Origin of the sequence: Streptomyces cyaneofuscatus (genome assembly GCF_033109485.1) — a bacterium.
Classification (GTDB): domain Bacteria; phylum Actinomycetota; class Actinomycetes; order Streptomycetales; family Streptomycetaceae; genus Streptomyces; species Streptomyces cyaneofuscatus.
In genome coordinates this window covers 3,659,714-3,675,461 of sequence record NZ_CP137002.1, presented here as the reverse complement: position 1 = coordinate 3,675,461, position 15,748 = coordinate 3,659,714, and the positions used below count along the sequence as shown (strand labels likewise).

Sequence of the window (15,748 nt, the reverse complement as noted above, 5' to 3'; positions counted from 1 at the left end):
TACGCATCTCTAGGATGGGGTCAAGGCGCACGGGGGCACGGAACGCGGGCAAGGGGATGCGATGGCGGAGAAGAGCAGTGCGGGCGGTGGCGACCTCCCACCCTCCATCGAGGCCGCCTGGGGGCTGCGGGAGCGCCCGGTCAAGGGCCCGAAACCCGGCCTGAGCCTGGAGCGCATCGTCGCCGCGGCGGTGGCCGTGGCCGCGTCCGAGGGGATCTCCGCCGTGTCGATGGGCCGGGTCGCCAAGGAGGTCGGCGCCTCCACGATGTCGCTCTACCGGTACGTCTCCGCCAAGGACGAGCTCTACGTCCTGATGCAGGAGGCGGCCATCGGGCCGCCGGACCCGCTCGCCGCCCTGGCGGCCGGGGCGGGCTGGCGCGAGGCGCTCACCGAGTGGGCGGCCGGGCAGCGCGCGCAGTTCCTCGCCAACCTCTGGGTGCTCCGCATCCCGATCGGCGGCCCGCCCGCCACCCCCAACTCGCTCGCCTGGTGGGAGCAGGGGCTCCAGGCGCTGGAGGGCAGCGGGCTGAGTGAGGGCGACAAGATCTCGGTGATCCTGCTGATCTCCAACTTCGTACGGAGCGAGGCGCTGTTGATGAGCGACCTCGCCGCCGCCGTCACCGCGCGCGGCGTCTCCCCCGAGGAGGTGGTCGCGGGCCATGAGCGCACCCTGCGGCGGCTGGTCGACCCGGCGCGCCACCCCGCGATCCACCGGCTGCTGGACTCCGGCGTGATGAGTGAACCGGACGACCCCGACTACGAGTTCACCTTCGGTCTGGCGACCCTGCTGGACGGGGTCGAGGCTCTGATCCGGAGCACGGCCGCAGAGGGCTGACGGGGTCGTGCTGTCGTGCTCACGGCATCAAGTCCGGCCGAGGTCAAGGGCGTACGCTTCATGGTCATGAGCGGAGAGAAGGCCGGCGGCGGGAACGGAAGCGGAAGCGTCGCCGGGGCGGTGGGAGAAGGGGCGCGGGGGCAGGAGTCGGGGCAGGGGGAACCGGCGGCCCCGCCCCGGGTCAGCCTGCGGGAGCGGAAGAAGCAGCTGACGTACCGGGCGATCTCCGACGCCGCGATCGCGATGTTCCTGGAGCGCGGCTTCGACAAGGTCTCCGTGGCGGAGGTGGCGGCCGCGGCGGACATCTCCAAGCCGACGCTGTTCCGGTACTTCCCCGCCAAGGAGGACCTCGCGCTGCACCGGTTCGCCGACCACGAGGACGAGGCGGCCCGGGTGGTCGGCGGCCGGGAACCCGGCGAGAGCCCGCTGGACGCGCTGCGCCGCCACTTCCTGGCCGGACTCGACCGCCGCGACCCGGTGACCGGCCTCTGCGACGCGCCCCAAGTGCTGGCGTTCCACCGGCTGTTGTACGGGACCCCGTCGCTGGTGGCCCGCCTCTACGCCTACCAGGGCCGCTCCGAGGCCGCCCTCGCCCGCGCCCTCGGCGACGGGGTGCCCGCGCGGCTCGCGGCCGGGCAGGTGGTCGCCGTCCTGCGCATCCTGGCCGAGGAGAACTGGCGCCGGATCGACGCGGGGGAGAGCGCGGACGCGGTGTACGCGGGGGCGGTGCAGGCGGCCGAGGAGGCGTTCGTCCAGCTGCGGAGGGGGCTGGAGGCGGAGGGGCGGGGCATCCCGTAGCCGTCGCGTCGCGGGGTGGCCGGGTTACGTGGCTGCCGCGTCGACCGGGTTCTGCGTGGCGTCCGGGCCCTGCGCGGCGTCCGAGCCCTGCGTGGCAGCCGGGTCCTGCGCGTCGGCCGGGTCCTGCGTGGCGCCCTGGCCCTGTGCGTCGGTCGGGCCCTGTGCGTCGGCCGGCTTTCGGCGCAGCACCAGGAACGCGACGGCGAAGGCCGCGACGAGGAGCGCCGCGCCGACGGTGAACGCCAGCCGGTAGCCGCCCGTCAGCGCCTCGGCGGAGGGGTGGCCGGCGGCGGTGAGCGCCTCGGTCCGCCCGGCGGCGAGGGTGGTCAGGACGGCGACGCCGAGCGCCATGCCGATCTGCTGGGTGGTGTTGAAGAGCCCTGAGGCAAGTCCGGCATCGTCCTCGCCCGCGCCCGACATGCCGAGCGAGGTCAGCGCCGGGAGCGCGAGCCCGAACCCGGAGGCCAGCAGCATCACCGGCAGCAGGTCGGTCACGTACTCCGCCCGCACCGGCACCCGGGCGAGGAGGCCGAGGGCCGCGATCAGCAGCCCGATCCCGGTCAGCAGGACGACCCGCTCACCGAAGCGGGCGACGAGCCGGGCCGAGAGGCCGAGCGATACGGCTCCGATGACGACGGCGGCCGGAAGCATCGCGAGACCGGTCGCGGCGGCCCCGTAACCGAGGACCTTCTGCAGGTGCAGGGCGACGATGACCTGGAACGAGAACAGCGCGGCCACCATCAGCATCTGGACCACGTTGGCCCCGGACACGTTGCGCGAGCGCAGGATGCGCAGCGGCATCAGCGGGGTCCGGGCGGTGGCCTGGCGCAGGACGAACCCGGCCAGCAGGGCGAGCGCGAGCGCGCCGAGGCCCAGCGTGCGCGCCGAGGTCCACCCGTACGTCTCCACCCCGACGACGGTGGAGATCCCGAGCATCAGACCGGCGGTGACGAGCAGGGCGCCCGCCACGTCCGCTCCGGCGGCGAGCCCCTGGCCCCGGTCGGCGGGCAGCACACGCACGGCGACCAGCAGGACGGCGAGGCCGATCGGCAGGTTGATGAAGAAGATCCAGTGCCAGCTCAGGGCGTCGGTGAGGACGCCGCCGAGGACCTGGCCGATCGAGGCCCCGGCCGCGCCCGTGAAGGAGAACACGGCGATGGCGCGGGCGCGTTCGGCCGGCTCGGTGAACAGGGTGACCAGGATGCCGAGGGCCACGGCGGCGCTCATCGCGCTGCCGACGCCCTGCGCGAACCGGGCGGCGATCAGCACGGCGGGCGAACCGGCCACCCCGGCCACCAGTGAGGCCGCGGTGAAGAGGCCGATCCCGGACAGGAACACCGGCTTACGGCCGACCAGGTCGCCGAGGCGCCCGGCGAGCAGGAGCAGGCTGCCGAAGGCGATCAGGTAGGCGTTGACCACCCAGCTGAGCCCGGCGGGTGTGAAGCCGAGGTCGTCCTGGATCGCCGGCATCGCGACGGTCACGATCGAGCCGTCGAGCACGATCATCAGCATGCTCGTGGCGATCACTCCGAGGGCCGACAGCCTTGCGCGGGAGGTGAGTTGAGGCGACGGAGGGCTGAGTGCTCCGGGGCTGGAGGGGGTGTGCGGCACGGTGCTGGGCATGGGCCTTCTCCTGTCGGTCGATGCGACAGGAGTGACCGTAGCAGATGGTTTTGTTGCGGACTATTTCTTTCGGTCCTTCTTTCTTCGGTCGCCTTCTTCCGCGGTTGCTTCTTCCGTGGTCCCGGCTTCTCCCCGCCGCTACTTCTTGGACTGGCGCGCCCGACGGACCGGCCCGGCGCTCTCCACGGGCGTGGCCAAATGCCCCCCGGCCAGGGAGGTCAGCGCCCGGAGCAGCGCCTCGCGGTCGCGCGCGGGCAGCGATGCCAGGGCCTCCTCGTGGACCCGGTCGACGATCTCCTGGCTCCGCCCGGCAAGTGCCGCGCCCTTCTCGGTGACCGAGATGATCCGGGCCCGCCGGTCCCGGCTGGAGGGGCGGCGCTCGGCGAGCCCGGCGCTCTCCAGGGCGTCCACCGTCACCACCATCGTGGTCTTGTCCATGTCGCCGATCTCGGCGAGCTGAATCTGGGTGCGCTCCTCCTCCAGGGCGTGGACCAGCACGCAGTGCATCCGGGCGGTCAGCCCGATCTCGCCGAGTGCGGCCGACATCCGGGTGCGCAGGACGTGGCTCGTGTGGTCCAGGAGGAAGGACAGGTCGGGTGCGGTGCGGGCGGTCGCCATGGCGGTCATGGCAGCCAGCGTAACGGTTCGATCCGTGATGGATCATCCGCAAATGGATGACTATGCTTGGCATGTTGATGGTTATTGTCTTGATGGTTAAGCAGGTTGACGATAGATTTCCCTTGAGCCGGTCGCGTGCTGCCGTCCGGACGTGTGCTGGGAGAGGGAGACCACCATGACCACCACCGGATCCGCCAACGCCGCATCAACCGCCGCGCCCGCACCTGTGCCCGCACCCGCACCTGCGGCCACCGCCCGTGAACTCGGCCTGGCCCACTACGCCGCCCGTGGCGTCCTGGAGTACGTCCTGGCCCGGCACGGTGCCACGTTCGCGCAGCAGATCGCCCTGCGCGCCGCCATCAACGCCGACGCCCCGCAGACGCCGGACGAACTCGTCGCCCAGGTCCAGGGGTCCCTCAAGGCGGATCCGGCCGGTCTCCGCGCCGTACTCGATGAGCTCCTGGCGAAGGAGCTGCTCGTCGCCGACGGTGAGCACCTTCGCCCCACGGAGGCGGGGCGCGAGCTCTTCGCAGCCGTCGCCGCCGAGACCGCCCCCATCTCCGCCCGCGTCTGGGGCGGGATTCCGGCGGAGGATCTGGCCGCCGCCGGCCGCGTCCTCGCACTGGTCACCGCGCGTGCCGACGCGGAGCTCGCGGCCCTGACCGCCTGATCCACCGGGCCTGTCCCCCCGTAGAATCGGCCTCCCGGTTCCGAAGGGGAGATGACGATCGTGCGAGTCGAACCCGGCGGCGGGACGCGGGGCCCCCACGGGGAGACCGAGCCCCAGACCCAGACCCAGGCTGAGGAGACGGCCGAGGTCCCCGGCGCGCTGCCGGAAGCGCTCACCGGCTTCGTCGGCTATCTCCTGCGCCGGGTGTTCGCCCAGTTCGCCGCCTGCTCGGACGGCCCGGAGGACGGCTCCCGGGAGTTCCTCGTCCTCGACGCCCTCACGGGGGGCGACTGGGCCTCCCAGCTGGACCTGGCCGAACGCCTCGGTATCAACCGGACCCTCATGGTCGGTGTCGTCGACCGTCTGGAGGGGCGCGGCCAGGTGCGCCGCACCCGTAACCCGGACAACCGCCGCCAGTACATCCTCTCCCTGACCGACGAGGGCCGCTCCGCCGTGGCGGCCGGCCGCCGCGCGGTCGCCGAGCGGGACGCGCGGCTCACCGCCGCCCTCACCCCCGAGCAGGTACCCCGCCTCAACACCCTGCTCGCGCGGCTGCTCCCCCCGGGCGCCCAGGATCTCGTGCAGGGCACCGGACACCTGGTGGCGCAGGCCCACCACCGGCTGCGCAGGCTGGGCGACGAGAAGCTGGCCGGTACCGGCCTGCGGGTCCGCCACTACGGCCCGCTCTCCCTCCTCGCCACCTCCGGCCCCTGCCCGCAGCAGCGCCTCGCCCAGGAGCTGGCCATCTCAGGACCCGCGACCTCCCAGCTGGTGGACGAGCTCGTCGCGGGCGGGATGGTCCACCGGGGGCGCGACCCGCACGACCGGCGCCGGCACGCCCTGGAGCTCACCGAGCTCGGGCACACCCAGCTGAGGAGGGTCGCGGAGGCCGTGGGCCTGCTGGCGGCGGAGACAGCGGAGCTGCTCGGTCCCGGCGGCGAGGACGAACTGCGCGCCCTGCTGGGCCGGCTCCTCGAACCGGCGCACCCGGGGGCCGCCGAGGCGACCGCGACCGCAACCGCGAGGCGCGACTGAGGACCGGGCTGCTCACCTTGCGCCCGAGGCGCGAGGCGCGACTGAGGAGTGAGGGCTGAGGACTGAGGGCCGGACGGCCTCACTCGCGCCTCCTCACGCCGACGAGGCGATCCGTACCCGCCGGCTCTCCCCGTCGGAGAGGAAGCCCGCCAACTGCCGCCCCTCTTCACCGACTTCGTCCCGCTCGGCGCGGGAGAGCCTCCGCAGCGGTGCGACCACGACGGCACTCGTGTCCGCCTCCACGTCCCAGGTCGCGGAGACCCGGCCGTCGACCAGGACGACCCGGGCACCGGCGACCGAGAGGCCCCGGTCGGCGTCGTCGATGATCCGGGTGCGGTCGTCGTAGCCGAGGATGGCGTTGTCGAAGGCCGGCAGGAACCGTACGGGCGCCGGGGTTTCGGGGTCCGGGCGCGGCGCGTCGGGCAGGTCCAGCAGCTCCCGGCCGCGCTCGTCGCGGAAGGTGACCAGCTCCCCGCGCAGGGCGGCGACCGCCCCCGGCAGCCCGGCGAGGCCGGACCAGGCGCGTACGTCGGCGGTGGCGGCGGGCCCGTACGCGGCGAGGTAGCGGCGTACCAACTCCTGCCCCACCGGGTCCGAGCCGTCGTCCGTGGGCAGCGGGTCGATCTCGCGCCCCAGCCAGGACGAGACCAGCGCGTTGCGCACCCCCGCCTTCGTCCGCCAGACCCCGCGCGGCGGCAGCTGCACCATCGCCAGGACACCGGCGACGAGCATCTCGCCGAGCGGCCGCGTCCCCGGCTCCGGCCAGCGGTCGGCGACCGCGCGGGCGAGCTGGGCCATCGAGCGCGGCTCGCCGTCGGCCAGCACCGCCCGCCCCGCCGCGGCGAGTTCGTCGAGGTCGACCCCGGCGAGCTCGCGGCGGTAGACGCCGAGCACGCGCTGCCGCAGCATGGCGTTGTGCCGGGCCCGCCAGGCGAGGACGTCCTCGGCGGTGACGAGGTGCACGGTGCGGCGCATGAGGTGGGTGCGTACGACGTGCCGCCCGGTCAACAGGTCGTCCAGCGCCCCCGGCCGGAACCCGCGCAGCCGCGACCAGAGCCCGGTGAACGGCTCCTGCGGCTCCTGGGCCTGCAACCCGCAGAGGTGCGCGACGGCGTCGAGGGGCGGTAGGTCGGCCCGGTCGAGCAGCAACTGCCGTGCCAGGGTGGCCCGGTTGAGCGCGCGGACATCGAGAACGGGCCCACGGCTCGCGCCGCCACGACTGGCGGGCGTACGGCTGCTGGGCGTACGGGTGTTGGGCGTGCGGGTCACGTGGCGGTCTGCCCGTCGATCGCCTCGCGCAGGATGTCCGCGTGCCCGGCGTGCTGGGTGGTCTCGGCGATGACGTGGATCAGCACGCGGCGGGCGCTGCGTACGGCTCCGGGCTCGTTCCACGGCACGTCGGGCAGCGGGTGCGTGACGGACAGGTCCGGGAGGTCGGCGACGACCTTCTCGGTGCGGGCGGCGACCTCCTCGTACCGGGCGAGGATGCCGGCCAGGGTCTCACCGGGCAGCACCTGGAAGTCGTTCTGGCGGTCGATGGCCCACTGCGGGTAGGCGGTGGCGGTCCCGGCCGCGAAGTCCTCCCAGGTCACGCCCTCGGGCAGGTCGAAGGCCATCGCGGAGGGGCCCTCGACCACGAAGTTCAGCCAGCCCTCCTCGGTGGAGGCGACGTGCTTGATCAGCCCGCCCAGGCAGAGCGCGCTGACGGTCGGCCGCTCGGCGATCTGCTGGTCGCTGAGCCCCTGCGCCGCACGGATCAGTGCGGACCGGGCCTCGGCCAGCTCGGCGAGGAGGTCGGTGCGCTCGCCGTCGAGGGAGGGGGAGGGGGTGGGGGACGGGGAGGAGGTCATGGTCATCGGGCCTTCCGTTTCGTTCTCGCGGTGTCGCGTTTTCCGGAACAGGTCCACCATCCCAAGAGAAGCGGTCAGGTTGTGTCCGCTACTCCGTGCACCATGGATGTCATGCCGAAAACTTCAGCGCGGCTGCTGTCGCTGCTCTCCCTGCTCCAGGCGCGCCGGGACTGGCCCGGGGCGCTGCTGGCCGAACGGCTGGACGTCAGTCCGCGTACCGTACGCCGCGATGTGGACCGGCTGCGGGAGCTCGGCTACCCGGTCGCGGCGATGAAGGGCCCGGACGGCGGCTACCGTCTCGACGCGGGTACGGAGCTGCCGCCGCTCCTCTTCGACGACGAGCAGGCCGTGGCCCTGGCGGTCGCCCTGCAGATCGCGACCGCCTCCGGTGCGGGCATCGAGGAGGCGGCGGCCCGGGCGCTGAACACGGTCCGCCAGGTCCTGCCCGCCCGGCTGCGCCACCGCGTCGACACGCTCCGGGTGACCGCCGTGGACCGCCCGGAGAGCCGGCCGGGACCTCAGGTCGACAGCGGGGTGCTGATGACGATCGGGGCCGCGGTGCACGCGCGCGAGGTGCTGCGCTTCGACTACAGCCCGGTGTCCGCACCCGGGCCGGTACGACCGGAGGCGAAGGTGGAGGCAGAGACGGCGGGGGAGGGCGGCCGTGGTGCGCTGCCGCCCCCGCCCCGCCGGGTGGAGCCGCATCACCTCGTCACCTGGGGCCGGCGCTGGTATCTCGTCGCCTGGGACCTCGAACGCGGTGACTGGCGGACCTTCCGCGCCGACCGGATCGCCCCGCGCACCCCGACCGGCCCCCGCTTCACCCCGCGTGAGCTGCCCGGCGGGAGCGTGGCGGACTTCATCACCGCCCGGTTCCGGGGCACCACCACCGCCACCGGGGACGGCGTCGGCGGGTGGCCCTGCCGAGGGGAGGTGATCCTCTCCCTCCCCTCCGCCGAGGTCCTGCGCCACACCCGCGACGGGATCGTCGAGGAGCTCGGCCCGGACCGCTGCCGTCTCGTGCTGGGTTCGTGGTCGTGGCCCGGCCTGGTCGCTGCGATCGGCAGGTTCGACGCCGACATCGAGGTGATCGGCCCGCCCGAACTCCGTTCTGCGTTCGCGCAGTTGGCGGCCCGGTACGCGGCGGCGGCGACTGCGCCGCCCCGTCACCCGTGACGGGTCAGCCGGCCAGCTCCCCGAGGAGCGCCCAGGTGCGGCGCCGGTCGGCGTCCCCGGCGATCTCCGTCCCCGCGAAGACCACCTCGGTCGCCCCGGCGTCCCGGTAGCGCCGCACCTCGGCGGCGACCGCCTTCTCGTCGCCGATCACCGCCACGTCGACGGCCTGCCTGCCGCCGGAGAGCTCGATGGCGCGGATGTAGGACGGGATCTTCTCGTAGAACGCGAGCTGCTCGGCGACCCGGTCCCGTACGGCGCCGACGTCGTCGGTCACCACGCCGTTCACCAGCGCGACGATCCGGGGCGCGGGCCGCCCGGCCGCTTCGGCCGCCGCGTTGACGGCCGGGACGATGTGGTCGGCCAGGGCGCGGGGCCCCGCCAGGTAGGGCAGGATCCCGTCGGCCAGCTCGCCGCTGACGCGGAGTGCCTGGGGCCCCATCGCGGCGACGAGCAGCGGCACCCCGGCCTCGGCGCCCGGGACGCGCGCGGGGATCGGGGTGGTGGCGGTGAGCAGCTCGCCGTGGAAGTCGGCGGCACCGGTCTCGGTCAACTGCCTGAGGGCGGTGAGGAATTCACGCAGCCGGGCGATGGGCCGCTCGAAGGGGATCCCGAAGCCGCCCTCGACCAGGTGCCGGGCGCCGAGGGCGAGCCCGAGGTGGTAGCGGCCGTGGGTGGCGGCCTGCGCGGTCTGGGCCTGGCTGGACACGAGGAGGGGGTGGCGGCCGAAGATGGGGATGGCGGACGTCCCTACCTGGAGGCCGGGCACCTCCCGCCCGACGATCCCCGCGAGCGCGGGCGAGTCCACGCCGAAGCGCTGCCCGAACCACGCCGACCGCAGCCCGGCGGCCGCCGCCTCGCGGGCCAGCTCCACGGTGGAGTCGATCTCGTTGTCGGCGTCGCGCGCGTTGAGTGCTACTCCGATAGCCATACGGATACCAACGGGCGTCGGCGGGCCCGGCATTCCGTACGGGTGTGAAGACTGCTTGTCATTCGTATGAACGGATCCACGGCCTCACACCGGCATCAACCCGGCTACACCGCAAGCGCATCACCAAACCCCGGCACCAACTTATCTATCTCTGGAGGGGCTTACTCAACTCCGCCGCCCCAGCAGCTCGGCGACCCGGTGGAAGCCCTCCTCCCCGTGCCCGAGCCCGATGGCCTGCCGGGCGAGGCCCTCGGCGGCGCGCATGACACCCGCGTCGATGCCGTGGGCCTCGGAGGTGTGGATGACGTGGGCCATGGTCGACGCCGTCGAGGTGAGCGGGGTGCCCTCGGCGGAGAACGTCTCCTGGTCGACCTCCTCCGCGACCTCCGTGAAGATGGCCGGGAGGATGGCGCCGATCCCGGCGGCGAAGGGGGCCAGCTCCCGGGCGGTGATGCCTTCCGCCCGCGCCACGGCGAGGGCGTGGTTGAACCCGGCCATCGCGGTCCAGAAGATGTCGAGCAGCGCGATGTCGTAGGCCGCCGCCCGGCAGATCTTCTCGCCGAGGTGGGTGTGGGTACCGCCCAACGCATCGAGGACGGCACGGTGTTCGCGGTAGAGATCTTCGGGCCCGCTGTAGATGAGGACCGCGCCCGGGGTCCCGATGGACACGGTGGGCGTCATGATCGCCCCGTCCAGGTACCGGACGCCGTGCTCGGCTGCCCACGCCGCCGTGGACCGGGCCCGGCCTGGGGTGTCGGCCGTCAGGTTGACCACGGTGCGCCCCTTGAGCGCACCGGCGACCGCGTCGCGCCGCAGGATCGCGTCCACCGCGTCGTAGTTCACGACGCAGACCACGGTCAACGCGCTCGCGGCGACGGCCTCCTCGGCCGAAGGGGCGCTGACCGCACCCCGCTCGACCAGCTCCCGGTCCCGCCCCGGAGTCCGGTTCCAGACCGTGGTCCGCAGCCCGGCATCGAGGAACGCACCCGCGAGGGCCCGCCCCATCGGCCCCAGGCCGATGACGGTGACGGTGACGGCGGACTGTTCACGTGGCTCACTCTGCGGAGACATGGCTCAACTCCCTGAAATAATGGATGTTCTCTTGACGAACGGAGCGAAGATGACGCGCGGCCGTGCCCAGGACCCGAACGTGTGCGGAGTGACCGCCGCGATCGCCGTGGTCGACGGAAAGTGGAAGTCGGGCCTGATCTGGCTTCTGGAATCCGGCCCCCGACGCCCGGGCGGGCTACGCCGCGAACTGCCCGGCCTCAGCGAGAAGGTACTGACTCAGGCGCTGCGCGAGATGGAGGCCGACGGGCTGGTGCGCCGGGAGGTGCACGACGTCCGGCCGCTGAAGACGACGTACTCGCTGACCGAGGACGGCCGAGAACTCGCCGAACTCCTCGACACCCTCTCCGACTGGGGCCGGCGCCGCCTGGCGAGACTCACCGAACTCCAGTCGGCCTCCTGAGGCACCACACCTTCCCTCCCCGCCCTTCGCTCCTCGGGCCGGGCGCCTCTCCGACCGCTCCCCACCAGGATCGTCCGGCCGCCGCCCGTTGCCCAGTACCCACAAAAAGGTGGCTACGGGAAGGGCTGCCCGCTCCTCGGCCGCTATCGTGCGGCCGTGACCAGCACCGGGCAGCGTCCGCTGCTCTTTCTCGACGTCGACGGGCCCCCCTGTCGACGTCGGCCATCTCCGGCTCGGCGTAGTAGTCGCCCACGGTCAGATCGACGGGGCACCAGGCGGAGACGTAGACGATCCGGTCGATCAGCTCGGGCCGTGCATGGGCGACAGCGGTGGCCGTGGCGCCGCCCCTGCTGTGCGAGACGAGGAACGATCTTCAGAACAAGGTGTCTGCTCAGCTGCGCCGTGAGCTGTCCGCGCGCAGGGCCCGGCGGAGCGCCTCCGCCGGGTAAGGGGTCTCCCTGTCCTCGTCCTGGACCTTGACGTAGAAGTCCGTCATCACCGCGGCGAGCGGCGCATGGCGGGAGAGGATCGCCCTGGCCTCCTGTGGCCCGTCCGGCGGCTCCTCCCCTTCCGCACAGGCGCGGATGAGTGCCTCGCGCTCTTCCCGCTCGTATCCGTAGACCTTCGTGATCAGCCTGTTCACCAGCCAACTGCGGGTGTAGCAGCGGTCGTAGGTCCGGTGCAGCTCGAAGAAACCGGCCTCGGTCGGCGACAGATCGAACCGGGACGAGACGGCGAGGCCGTAGTCGGCGAAGTAGAGGCGTCGGCCGTCGACGAGGATGTTCTGAAAATGGGCGTCGAAGTGCAGAAGCCCGCGAGCGTTCATGAAGGACGTGCCGGCCTCCAACTCCCGTTCCACCAGCGAACAGGCCCGGTCGGCTCCCTCTTCACCGGCCTCCATCTGCTCGGTGAGCCACTCGTCGAGCGTCTGAGGGATGTACTCCAGGAACAGCGCGAGGCTCGCAGTGGACCGCTGAAGGGCCTCGATCCGCCGGCGCACCTCCGGGCTGCCTCCCCAATAGGCCACGACCCGTTCCACGTCGGCGAGTTCCTCGGGAAGCGCGGCCGTGTCCGGCAGCACGCGCCAGTGGTACATCAGCGGGAACCCCTGGTACTCCCCTCCGAGCACCCAGTTCGTCGTCATGGTGTGCACGGCAAGCTCCCGCCACGCCCCGAAACCGGGCCCGCCCCCGACGCCGTACTGGCAGAAGGTGGGAATCCCGAACAGGTTGGCCGTGGACCGCGCGTGCTCCGGCAGCCGCTCCCTCTCGGTCAGCGGCACCCGCTTCACGAAGACCGGCTTCCCGTCGACCTTCAGCAGCGCGGACGTGCCGCCGATACCGGAACTCAGGGGCAGGGCGGCGTCGACGAGTTCGCTCAGCCGGCGGTCACTGTGCAGGGCGAGGGAGGTGGAGACGGCGCTGTAGGCGGACAAGCGGGCGCTGTCCGGCCCATCGGCTTGCGCGATCGCTCTCCGCATCGGAATGCCGACCTCGTTTTCCCCGTGTACGCACGTGCCTCCGGACGGTGCCTGCGCACCGTACGTGAAGGCGGGCAGGCCGGGCAGGGTGTGTTTCGGCCGCGGATCGCCGTTGTCCATGGTGCTGCGATGTGGAAAGCCCCGAACCCGCCCTCACCGCTTCGGATCTGCACGTGGTGATGTGCTGTGCGAAGTGCACCTTTACCTGTACTCCGTGCTGAGCTGCACTGTTGATGGGGAGTCGAACCCCGCGTTGCTCTTCACGCGCCAGGAGTGGGCCGGAGACCGCCGGCCCTCGGTTCGTGCACGCCTCCGAAGCTGCTACCTGCTCCACATCGTCTCCGCCTGCTGGACTGCTCAGTCCAGCAGATCCACCTCCCAGTTCGTGCGCTGGATCCGCACATCGACCTCGCGGATCTCCCGCGCGAGCACATCGGCCTGACCGCGTAGTTCCGCGACCGGAAGCGCGGAAAGCATCATCAGCTCGGACCGGAGCTGCCGGCCGTATCCCCGCTCGCCGCTACCCGCTGCCGCGTCCGCCGCTGCGGTGACCACGGAGTGACGCAACCGCAGGACATCCCGGCGCGCAAGGGCATCGGTGAGCGTGCCGTCGGGACCCATCTCCACGGTGGCATTGGTCCGGTTGATTCGCCGGATCAACCCTTCCAGAGCGCTCAGCACCTCACCGGCCTCAGCCAGCAACTGGGCGGCATCCTCGGCGGGTGTCTCCCCCTCCTGGTACCGCGCACTGCTGACGACGCGCGCTCGCAACTGTTCTACGCGGCGCGTCGCCTCCGCACGTTCCGCCAGTGCCTCGGCAAGCTTCACCGTCTCCACCTCCCCCTCCATGAGATCGCATGAGTATACGAGTGCGAATCTGCCCATACACACCTGGTTTTCGGTCTGCAGGAGGCTCTGACCAGCCACTGGAGCGAGAGCGGACGGTCGCTCAGAGCGTGACGAAAGAGAATCCGACATGTCCGTTCCCCGGAGAGCTGGATCGAGGAGGTGCCTCTGACGGAACGGTGAGCCGGAACTCGGCGTGATGGTGTGCTCGACACCGCTGACACGCCGCCAAATTGAGTAGGCGCCCGACCTCAGCGGCCCCTACGTTCGGCCGTATGGCAGACGAATGTTATGGACATCCACGGCTCGCCGCGATCTACGACCCACTCGACCCCGATCGCGGCGATCTCGACGCGTACGTCCAGATGACGGAGGAGTTCGGTGCCCGTCATGTGCTGGACATCGGCTGTGGAACAGGCGTGTTCGCGCTTCTGCTGGCTGAACGCGAGATCGAAGTCGTGGGTGTCGATCCCGCTCAAGCGTCCATCGACGTGGCCCGAGCCAAGCGGGGCGGCGAGCGAGTGCGCTGGATCTGTGGCGATGCCACGACACTTCCGCCGATGCGGGTCGACCTGGCAACCATGACCGCGAACGCCGCCCAGCAGATCCTCGATCCGCAGGCATGGCGCGAGACCCTGCGTGGCGCGCACGAAGCACTACGACCCGGCGGCCGTCTGGTGTTCGAGACCCGGGACCCGGCCAGACGCGCCTGGGAGGAGTGGAACCGCGAAGCCTCATACCGCGTGACGGAGATCCCGGATGTCGGCTCAGTCGAAAGCTGGGTCCAAGTGATCGAGGTGAGCGAGCCGCTGGTGACGTTCCGCTGGACCTATGTGTTCGCTGCCGATGGGAAGGTAATGACGTCGGACTCCACCCTGCGCTTCCGCGAGCGGCAGGAGGTCGAGACGGAGCTGATCGCGCAGGGGTACGTGGTGGAGGACGTACGCGACGCGCCCGACAGGCCGGGCAAGGAGTTCGTCTTCGTCGCGCGACGTCCGTAGCTCAGCCCACGAGAGACCTCGCCGCGCAGATCGATCGGGAATCGATCACTTCGCCGAGCAGATCGAGCGGGAACTCTCACAAGCCCGGGGAACGGGCAGCCACCTGTCGTGTGTCGTGTTCAGTCACACGTGGCGCGCGACACTTTTGCAAGCGCCTGCTTGCAATAGTTAGCATGGGTGTTGCAGTATCGAGTCATGGCATCACTCAACGTCGGCAATCTAGGTGAGTACCTCCGGGAGCAGCGCAACGCCGCGCAGCTCTCGTTGCGGCAGCTCGCCGATGCCGCCGGGGTGTCGAACCCGTATCTCAGCCAGATCGAGCGCGGCCTGCGCAAGCCCAGTGCGGAAGTGCTGCAGCAGGTCGCCAAGGCGCTGCGGATCTCGGCCGAGACCCTCTACGTACGGGCGGGAATCCTCGACGAGCGGGAGCGGGAGGAGCTGGAGACGCGGGCGGTGATTCTCGCCGATCCGTCGATCAACGAGCGGCAGAAGAACGTCCTGCTGCAGATCTACGACTCCTTCCGCCGCGAGAACGGGTTCGTGCCGGAGACCGACGAGACCGACGAGACGGACACGGCGGATGAGGCGGACGAGACGCCTGGGGCGGACGACGCGCTCAAGGCCGATGCCACTAAAGACGACAACCCTCACAGCTAGCCACAGCGACCAGCTGCTTCTGATGATCCGGGAGGACCACAGTCATGGCCATCACCGACGACCTGCGCAAGACCCTCACCGACCGCACCCCCCTCTACTTCGCCGCCGGTACGGCCGACCTGGCCGTGCAGCAGGCGCTCAAGGTCCCGGCGCTGATCGAGCAGCTGCGGGCCGAGGCGCCCGAGCGGTTCGAGGCCGTACGCAACACCGACCCCAAGGTCGTGCAGGAGAAGGTGACCACGCAGGCCAAGGAGGCCCAGGCCACCGTGCAGGCGAAGGTCACCGAGGTGTTCGGGGCGCTCGACGCCGCCGACCTGAAGAAGCTGGGCGAGAGCGCTCAGGACCTGGCGCTGCGCGGCGTGGGCATCGCCGCCGAGTACGCGATGCGCGCCCGGGAGACGTACGAGAAGGTCGCCGTCCACGGCGAGCAGGCCGTGCGGACCTGGCGCGGCGAGACGGCCGACGAGATCGTCGAGATCGCCGCCGTCGTGGAGGCCGCCCCGAAGACCGCTCCGGCTCCGGCGCCCGCTGCCAAGAGCGAGCCGAAGGCCGCCGCCGCGACGACCAAGAGCGCGCCCAAGCCGAATGCCGTGAAGCCCGCGGCCGCCGCGAAGCCCGCCACCCCGGCCGCGAAGCCCGCCGCCCCCGCCGCGAAGAGCGCCGCCCCGGCCGAGGCCAAGGCCGCGCCCGCCAAGAAGGCTCCCGCCCCGCGCAAGCCCGCGGCCCGGAAGAACACCCCGCCCGCCGGGAAGTGACCCCG

The 15,748-nt window shown here is 71.8% G+C and carries 17 protein-coding genes and 1 pseudogene; 9 read left to right on the top strand and 9 right to left on the bottom strand.

What is annotated here, in order from left to right; translation table 11 throughout:
• Positions 1 to 61 precede the first annotated feature (61 nt).
• Both R2B67_RS16125 and R2B67_RS16120 read left to right on the top strand, forming a co-directional pair.
• A complete protein-coding gene (locus R2B67_RS16125; protein ID WP_317818952.1) occupies positions 62 to 835 on the top strand; it encodes a TetR/AcrR family transcriptional regulator in 774 nt (257 codons plus the stop codon).
• A 60-nt stretch (positions 836 to 895) separates the two neighbouring features.
• Positions 896 to 1,633: a TetR/AcrR family transcriptional regulator gene (locus tag R2B67_RS16120; protein WP_317824878.1), complete on the top strand. Its 738-nt coding sequence runs from the start codon at positions 896 to 898 to the stop codon at positions 1,631 to 1,633.
• 24 nt (positions 1,634 to 1,657) lie between these two features.
• On the opposite strand, the gene R2B67_RS16115 is transcribed toward R2B67_RS16120, so the two are convergent.
• Complete coding sequence (locus tag R2B67_RS16115) at positions 1,658 to 3,256, bottom strand: MFS transporter (RefSeq protein ID WP_317818950.1); 1,599 nt, start codon at positions 3,254 to 3,256, stop codon at positions 1,658 to 1,660.
• A 138-nt stretch (positions 3,257 to 3,394) separates the two neighbouring features.
• Complete coding sequence (locus R2B67_RS16110; protein WP_317818948.1) at positions 3,395 to 3,883, bottom strand: MarR family winged helix-turn-helix transcriptional regulator; 489 nt, start codon at positions 3,881 to 3,883, stop codon at positions 3,395 to 3,397.
• Between the two features lie 166 nt (positions 3,884 to 4,049).
• On the opposite strand from R2B67_RS16110, the gene R2B67_RS16105 reads away from it, so the two are divergent.
• Together R2B67_RS16105 and R2B67_RS16100 are read left to right on the top strand one after the other, a co-directional pair.
• Positions 4,050 to 4,544, top strand: a complete 495-nt coding sequence (locus tag R2B67_RS16105) for a winged helix DNA-binding protein (protein WP_317818941.1) — start codon at positions 4,050 to 4,052, stop codon at positions 4,542 to 4,544.
• A 51-nt stretch (positions 4,545 to 4,595) separates the two neighbouring features.
• On the top strand, positions 4,596 to 5,579 hold the full coding sequence (locus tag R2B67_RS16100) for a MarR family winged helix-turn-helix transcriptional regulator (protein WP_317818935.1): 984 nt from the start codon (positions 4,596 to 4,598) through the stop codon (positions 5,577 to 5,579).
• Between the two features lie 93 nt (positions 5,580 to 5,672).
• On the opposite strand, the gene R2B67_RS16095 is transcribed toward R2B67_RS16100, so the two are convergent.
• A complete protein-coding gene (locus R2B67_RS16095; RefSeq protein WP_317824877.1) occupies positions 5,673 to 6,728 on the bottom strand; it encodes a winged helix DNA-binding domain-containing protein in 1,056 nt (351 codons plus the stop codon).
• A 116-nt stretch (positions 6,729 to 6,844) separates the two neighbouring features.
• Positions 6,845 to 7,435 (bottom strand): DinB family protein, encoded by a 591-nt coding sequence (locus R2B67_RS16090; RefSeq protein ID WP_317818929.1) that lies wholly within the window; start codon positions 7,433 to 7,435, stop codon positions 6,845 to 6,847.
• Between the two features lie 105 nt (positions 7,436 to 7,540).
• Here R2B67_RS16090 and R2B67_RS16085 point away from each other — a divergent pair, with 105 nt between their 5' ends.
• Positions 7,541 to 8,605 carry a helix-turn-helix transcriptional regulator gene (locus tag R2B67_RS16085; protein ID WP_317818925.1) on the top strand — a complete coding sequence of 355 codons (1,065 nt, stop codon included), beginning with the start codon at positions 7,541 to 7,543 and terminating at the stop codon, positions 8,603 to 8,605.
• Between the two features lie 4 nt (positions 8,606 to 8,609).
• Here R2B67_RS16085 and R2B67_RS16080 read toward each other — a convergent pair whose 3' ends face one another.
• Together R2B67_RS16080 and R2B67_RS16075 are read right to left on the bottom strand one after the other, a co-directional pair.
• Positions 8,610 to 9,533: an LLM class F420-dependent oxidoreductase gene (locus tag R2B67_RS16080; RefSeq protein ID WP_317818914.1), complete on the bottom strand. Its 924-nt coding sequence runs from the start codon at positions 9,531 to 9,533 to the stop codon at positions 8,610 to 8,612.
• Positions 9,534 to 9,698: 165 nt separating this feature from the next.
• Positions 9,699 to 10,604 (bottom strand): NAD(P)-dependent oxidoreductase, encoded by a 906-nt coding sequence (locus tag R2B67_RS16075; RefSeq protein ID WP_317818908.1) that lies wholly within the window; start codon positions 10,602 to 10,604, stop codon positions 9,699 to 9,701.
• Between the two features lie 49 nt (positions 10,605 to 10,653).
• On the opposite strand from R2B67_RS16075, the gene R2B67_RS16070 reads away from it, so the two are divergent.
• Entirely contained in the window at positions 10,654 to 11,004 is a 351-nt protein-coding gene (locus tag R2B67_RS16070; protein ID WP_317818904.1) for a winged helix-turn-helix transcriptional regulator, read from the top strand.
• Positions 11,005 to 11,206: 202 nt separating this feature from the next.
• Here R2B67_RS16070 and R2B67_RS16065 read toward each other — a convergent pair.
• From R2B67_RS16065 to R2B67_RS16055, 3 genes and pseudogenes are all read right to left on the bottom strand, one after another.
• Positions 11,207 to 11,368, bottom strand: a pseudogene (locus tag R2B67_RS16065) (alpha/beta hydrolase); the annotation flags it as partial.
• A 27-nt stretch (positions 11,369 to 11,395) separates the two neighbouring features.
• The gene (locus tag R2B67_RS16060; RefSeq protein WP_317818901.1) at positions 11,396 to 12,484 is read right to left on the bottom strand and encodes a BUD32 family EKC/KEOPS complex subunit; all 1,089 of its coding nucleotides are present in this window, start codon (positions 12,482 to 12,484) and stop codon (positions 11,396 to 11,398) included.
• Positions 12,485 to 12,841: 357 nt separating this feature from the next.
• Positions 12,842 to 13,312 carry a DIP1984 family protein gene (locus R2B67_RS16055; protein WP_317824876.1) on the bottom strand — a complete coding sequence of 157 codons (471 nt, stop codon included), beginning with the start codon at positions 13,310 to 13,312 and terminating at the stop codon, positions 12,842 to 12,844.
• Positions 13,313 to 13,605: 293 nt separating this feature from the next.
• Between R2B67_RS16055 and R2B67_RS16050 the strand changes: the two genes are divergently transcribed.
• The 3 genes from R2B67_RS16050 to R2B67_RS16040 all read left to right on the top strand — a co-directional run bounded on the left by R2B67_RS16050 (position 13,606) and on the right by R2B67_RS16040 (position 15,743).
• Positions 13,606 to 14,331: a class I SAM-dependent methyltransferase gene (locus R2B67_RS16050; protein ID WP_317818896.1), complete on the top strand. Its 726-nt coding sequence runs from the start codon at positions 13,606 to 13,608 to the stop codon at positions 14,329 to 14,331.
• Between the two features lie 195 nt (positions 14,332 to 14,526).
• A complete protein-coding gene (locus R2B67_RS16045) occupies positions 14,527 to 14,988 on the top strand; it encodes a helix-turn-helix domain-containing protein (protein ID WP_317818890.1) in 462 nt (153 codons plus the stop codon).
• A gap of 44 nt (positions 14,989 to 15,032) precedes the next feature.
• Entirely contained in the window at positions 15,033 to 15,743 is a 711-nt protein-coding gene (locus tag R2B67_RS16040; RefSeq protein WP_317818889.1) for a hypothetical protein, read from the top strand.
• Positions 15,744 to 15,748 lie beyond the last annotated feature (5 nt).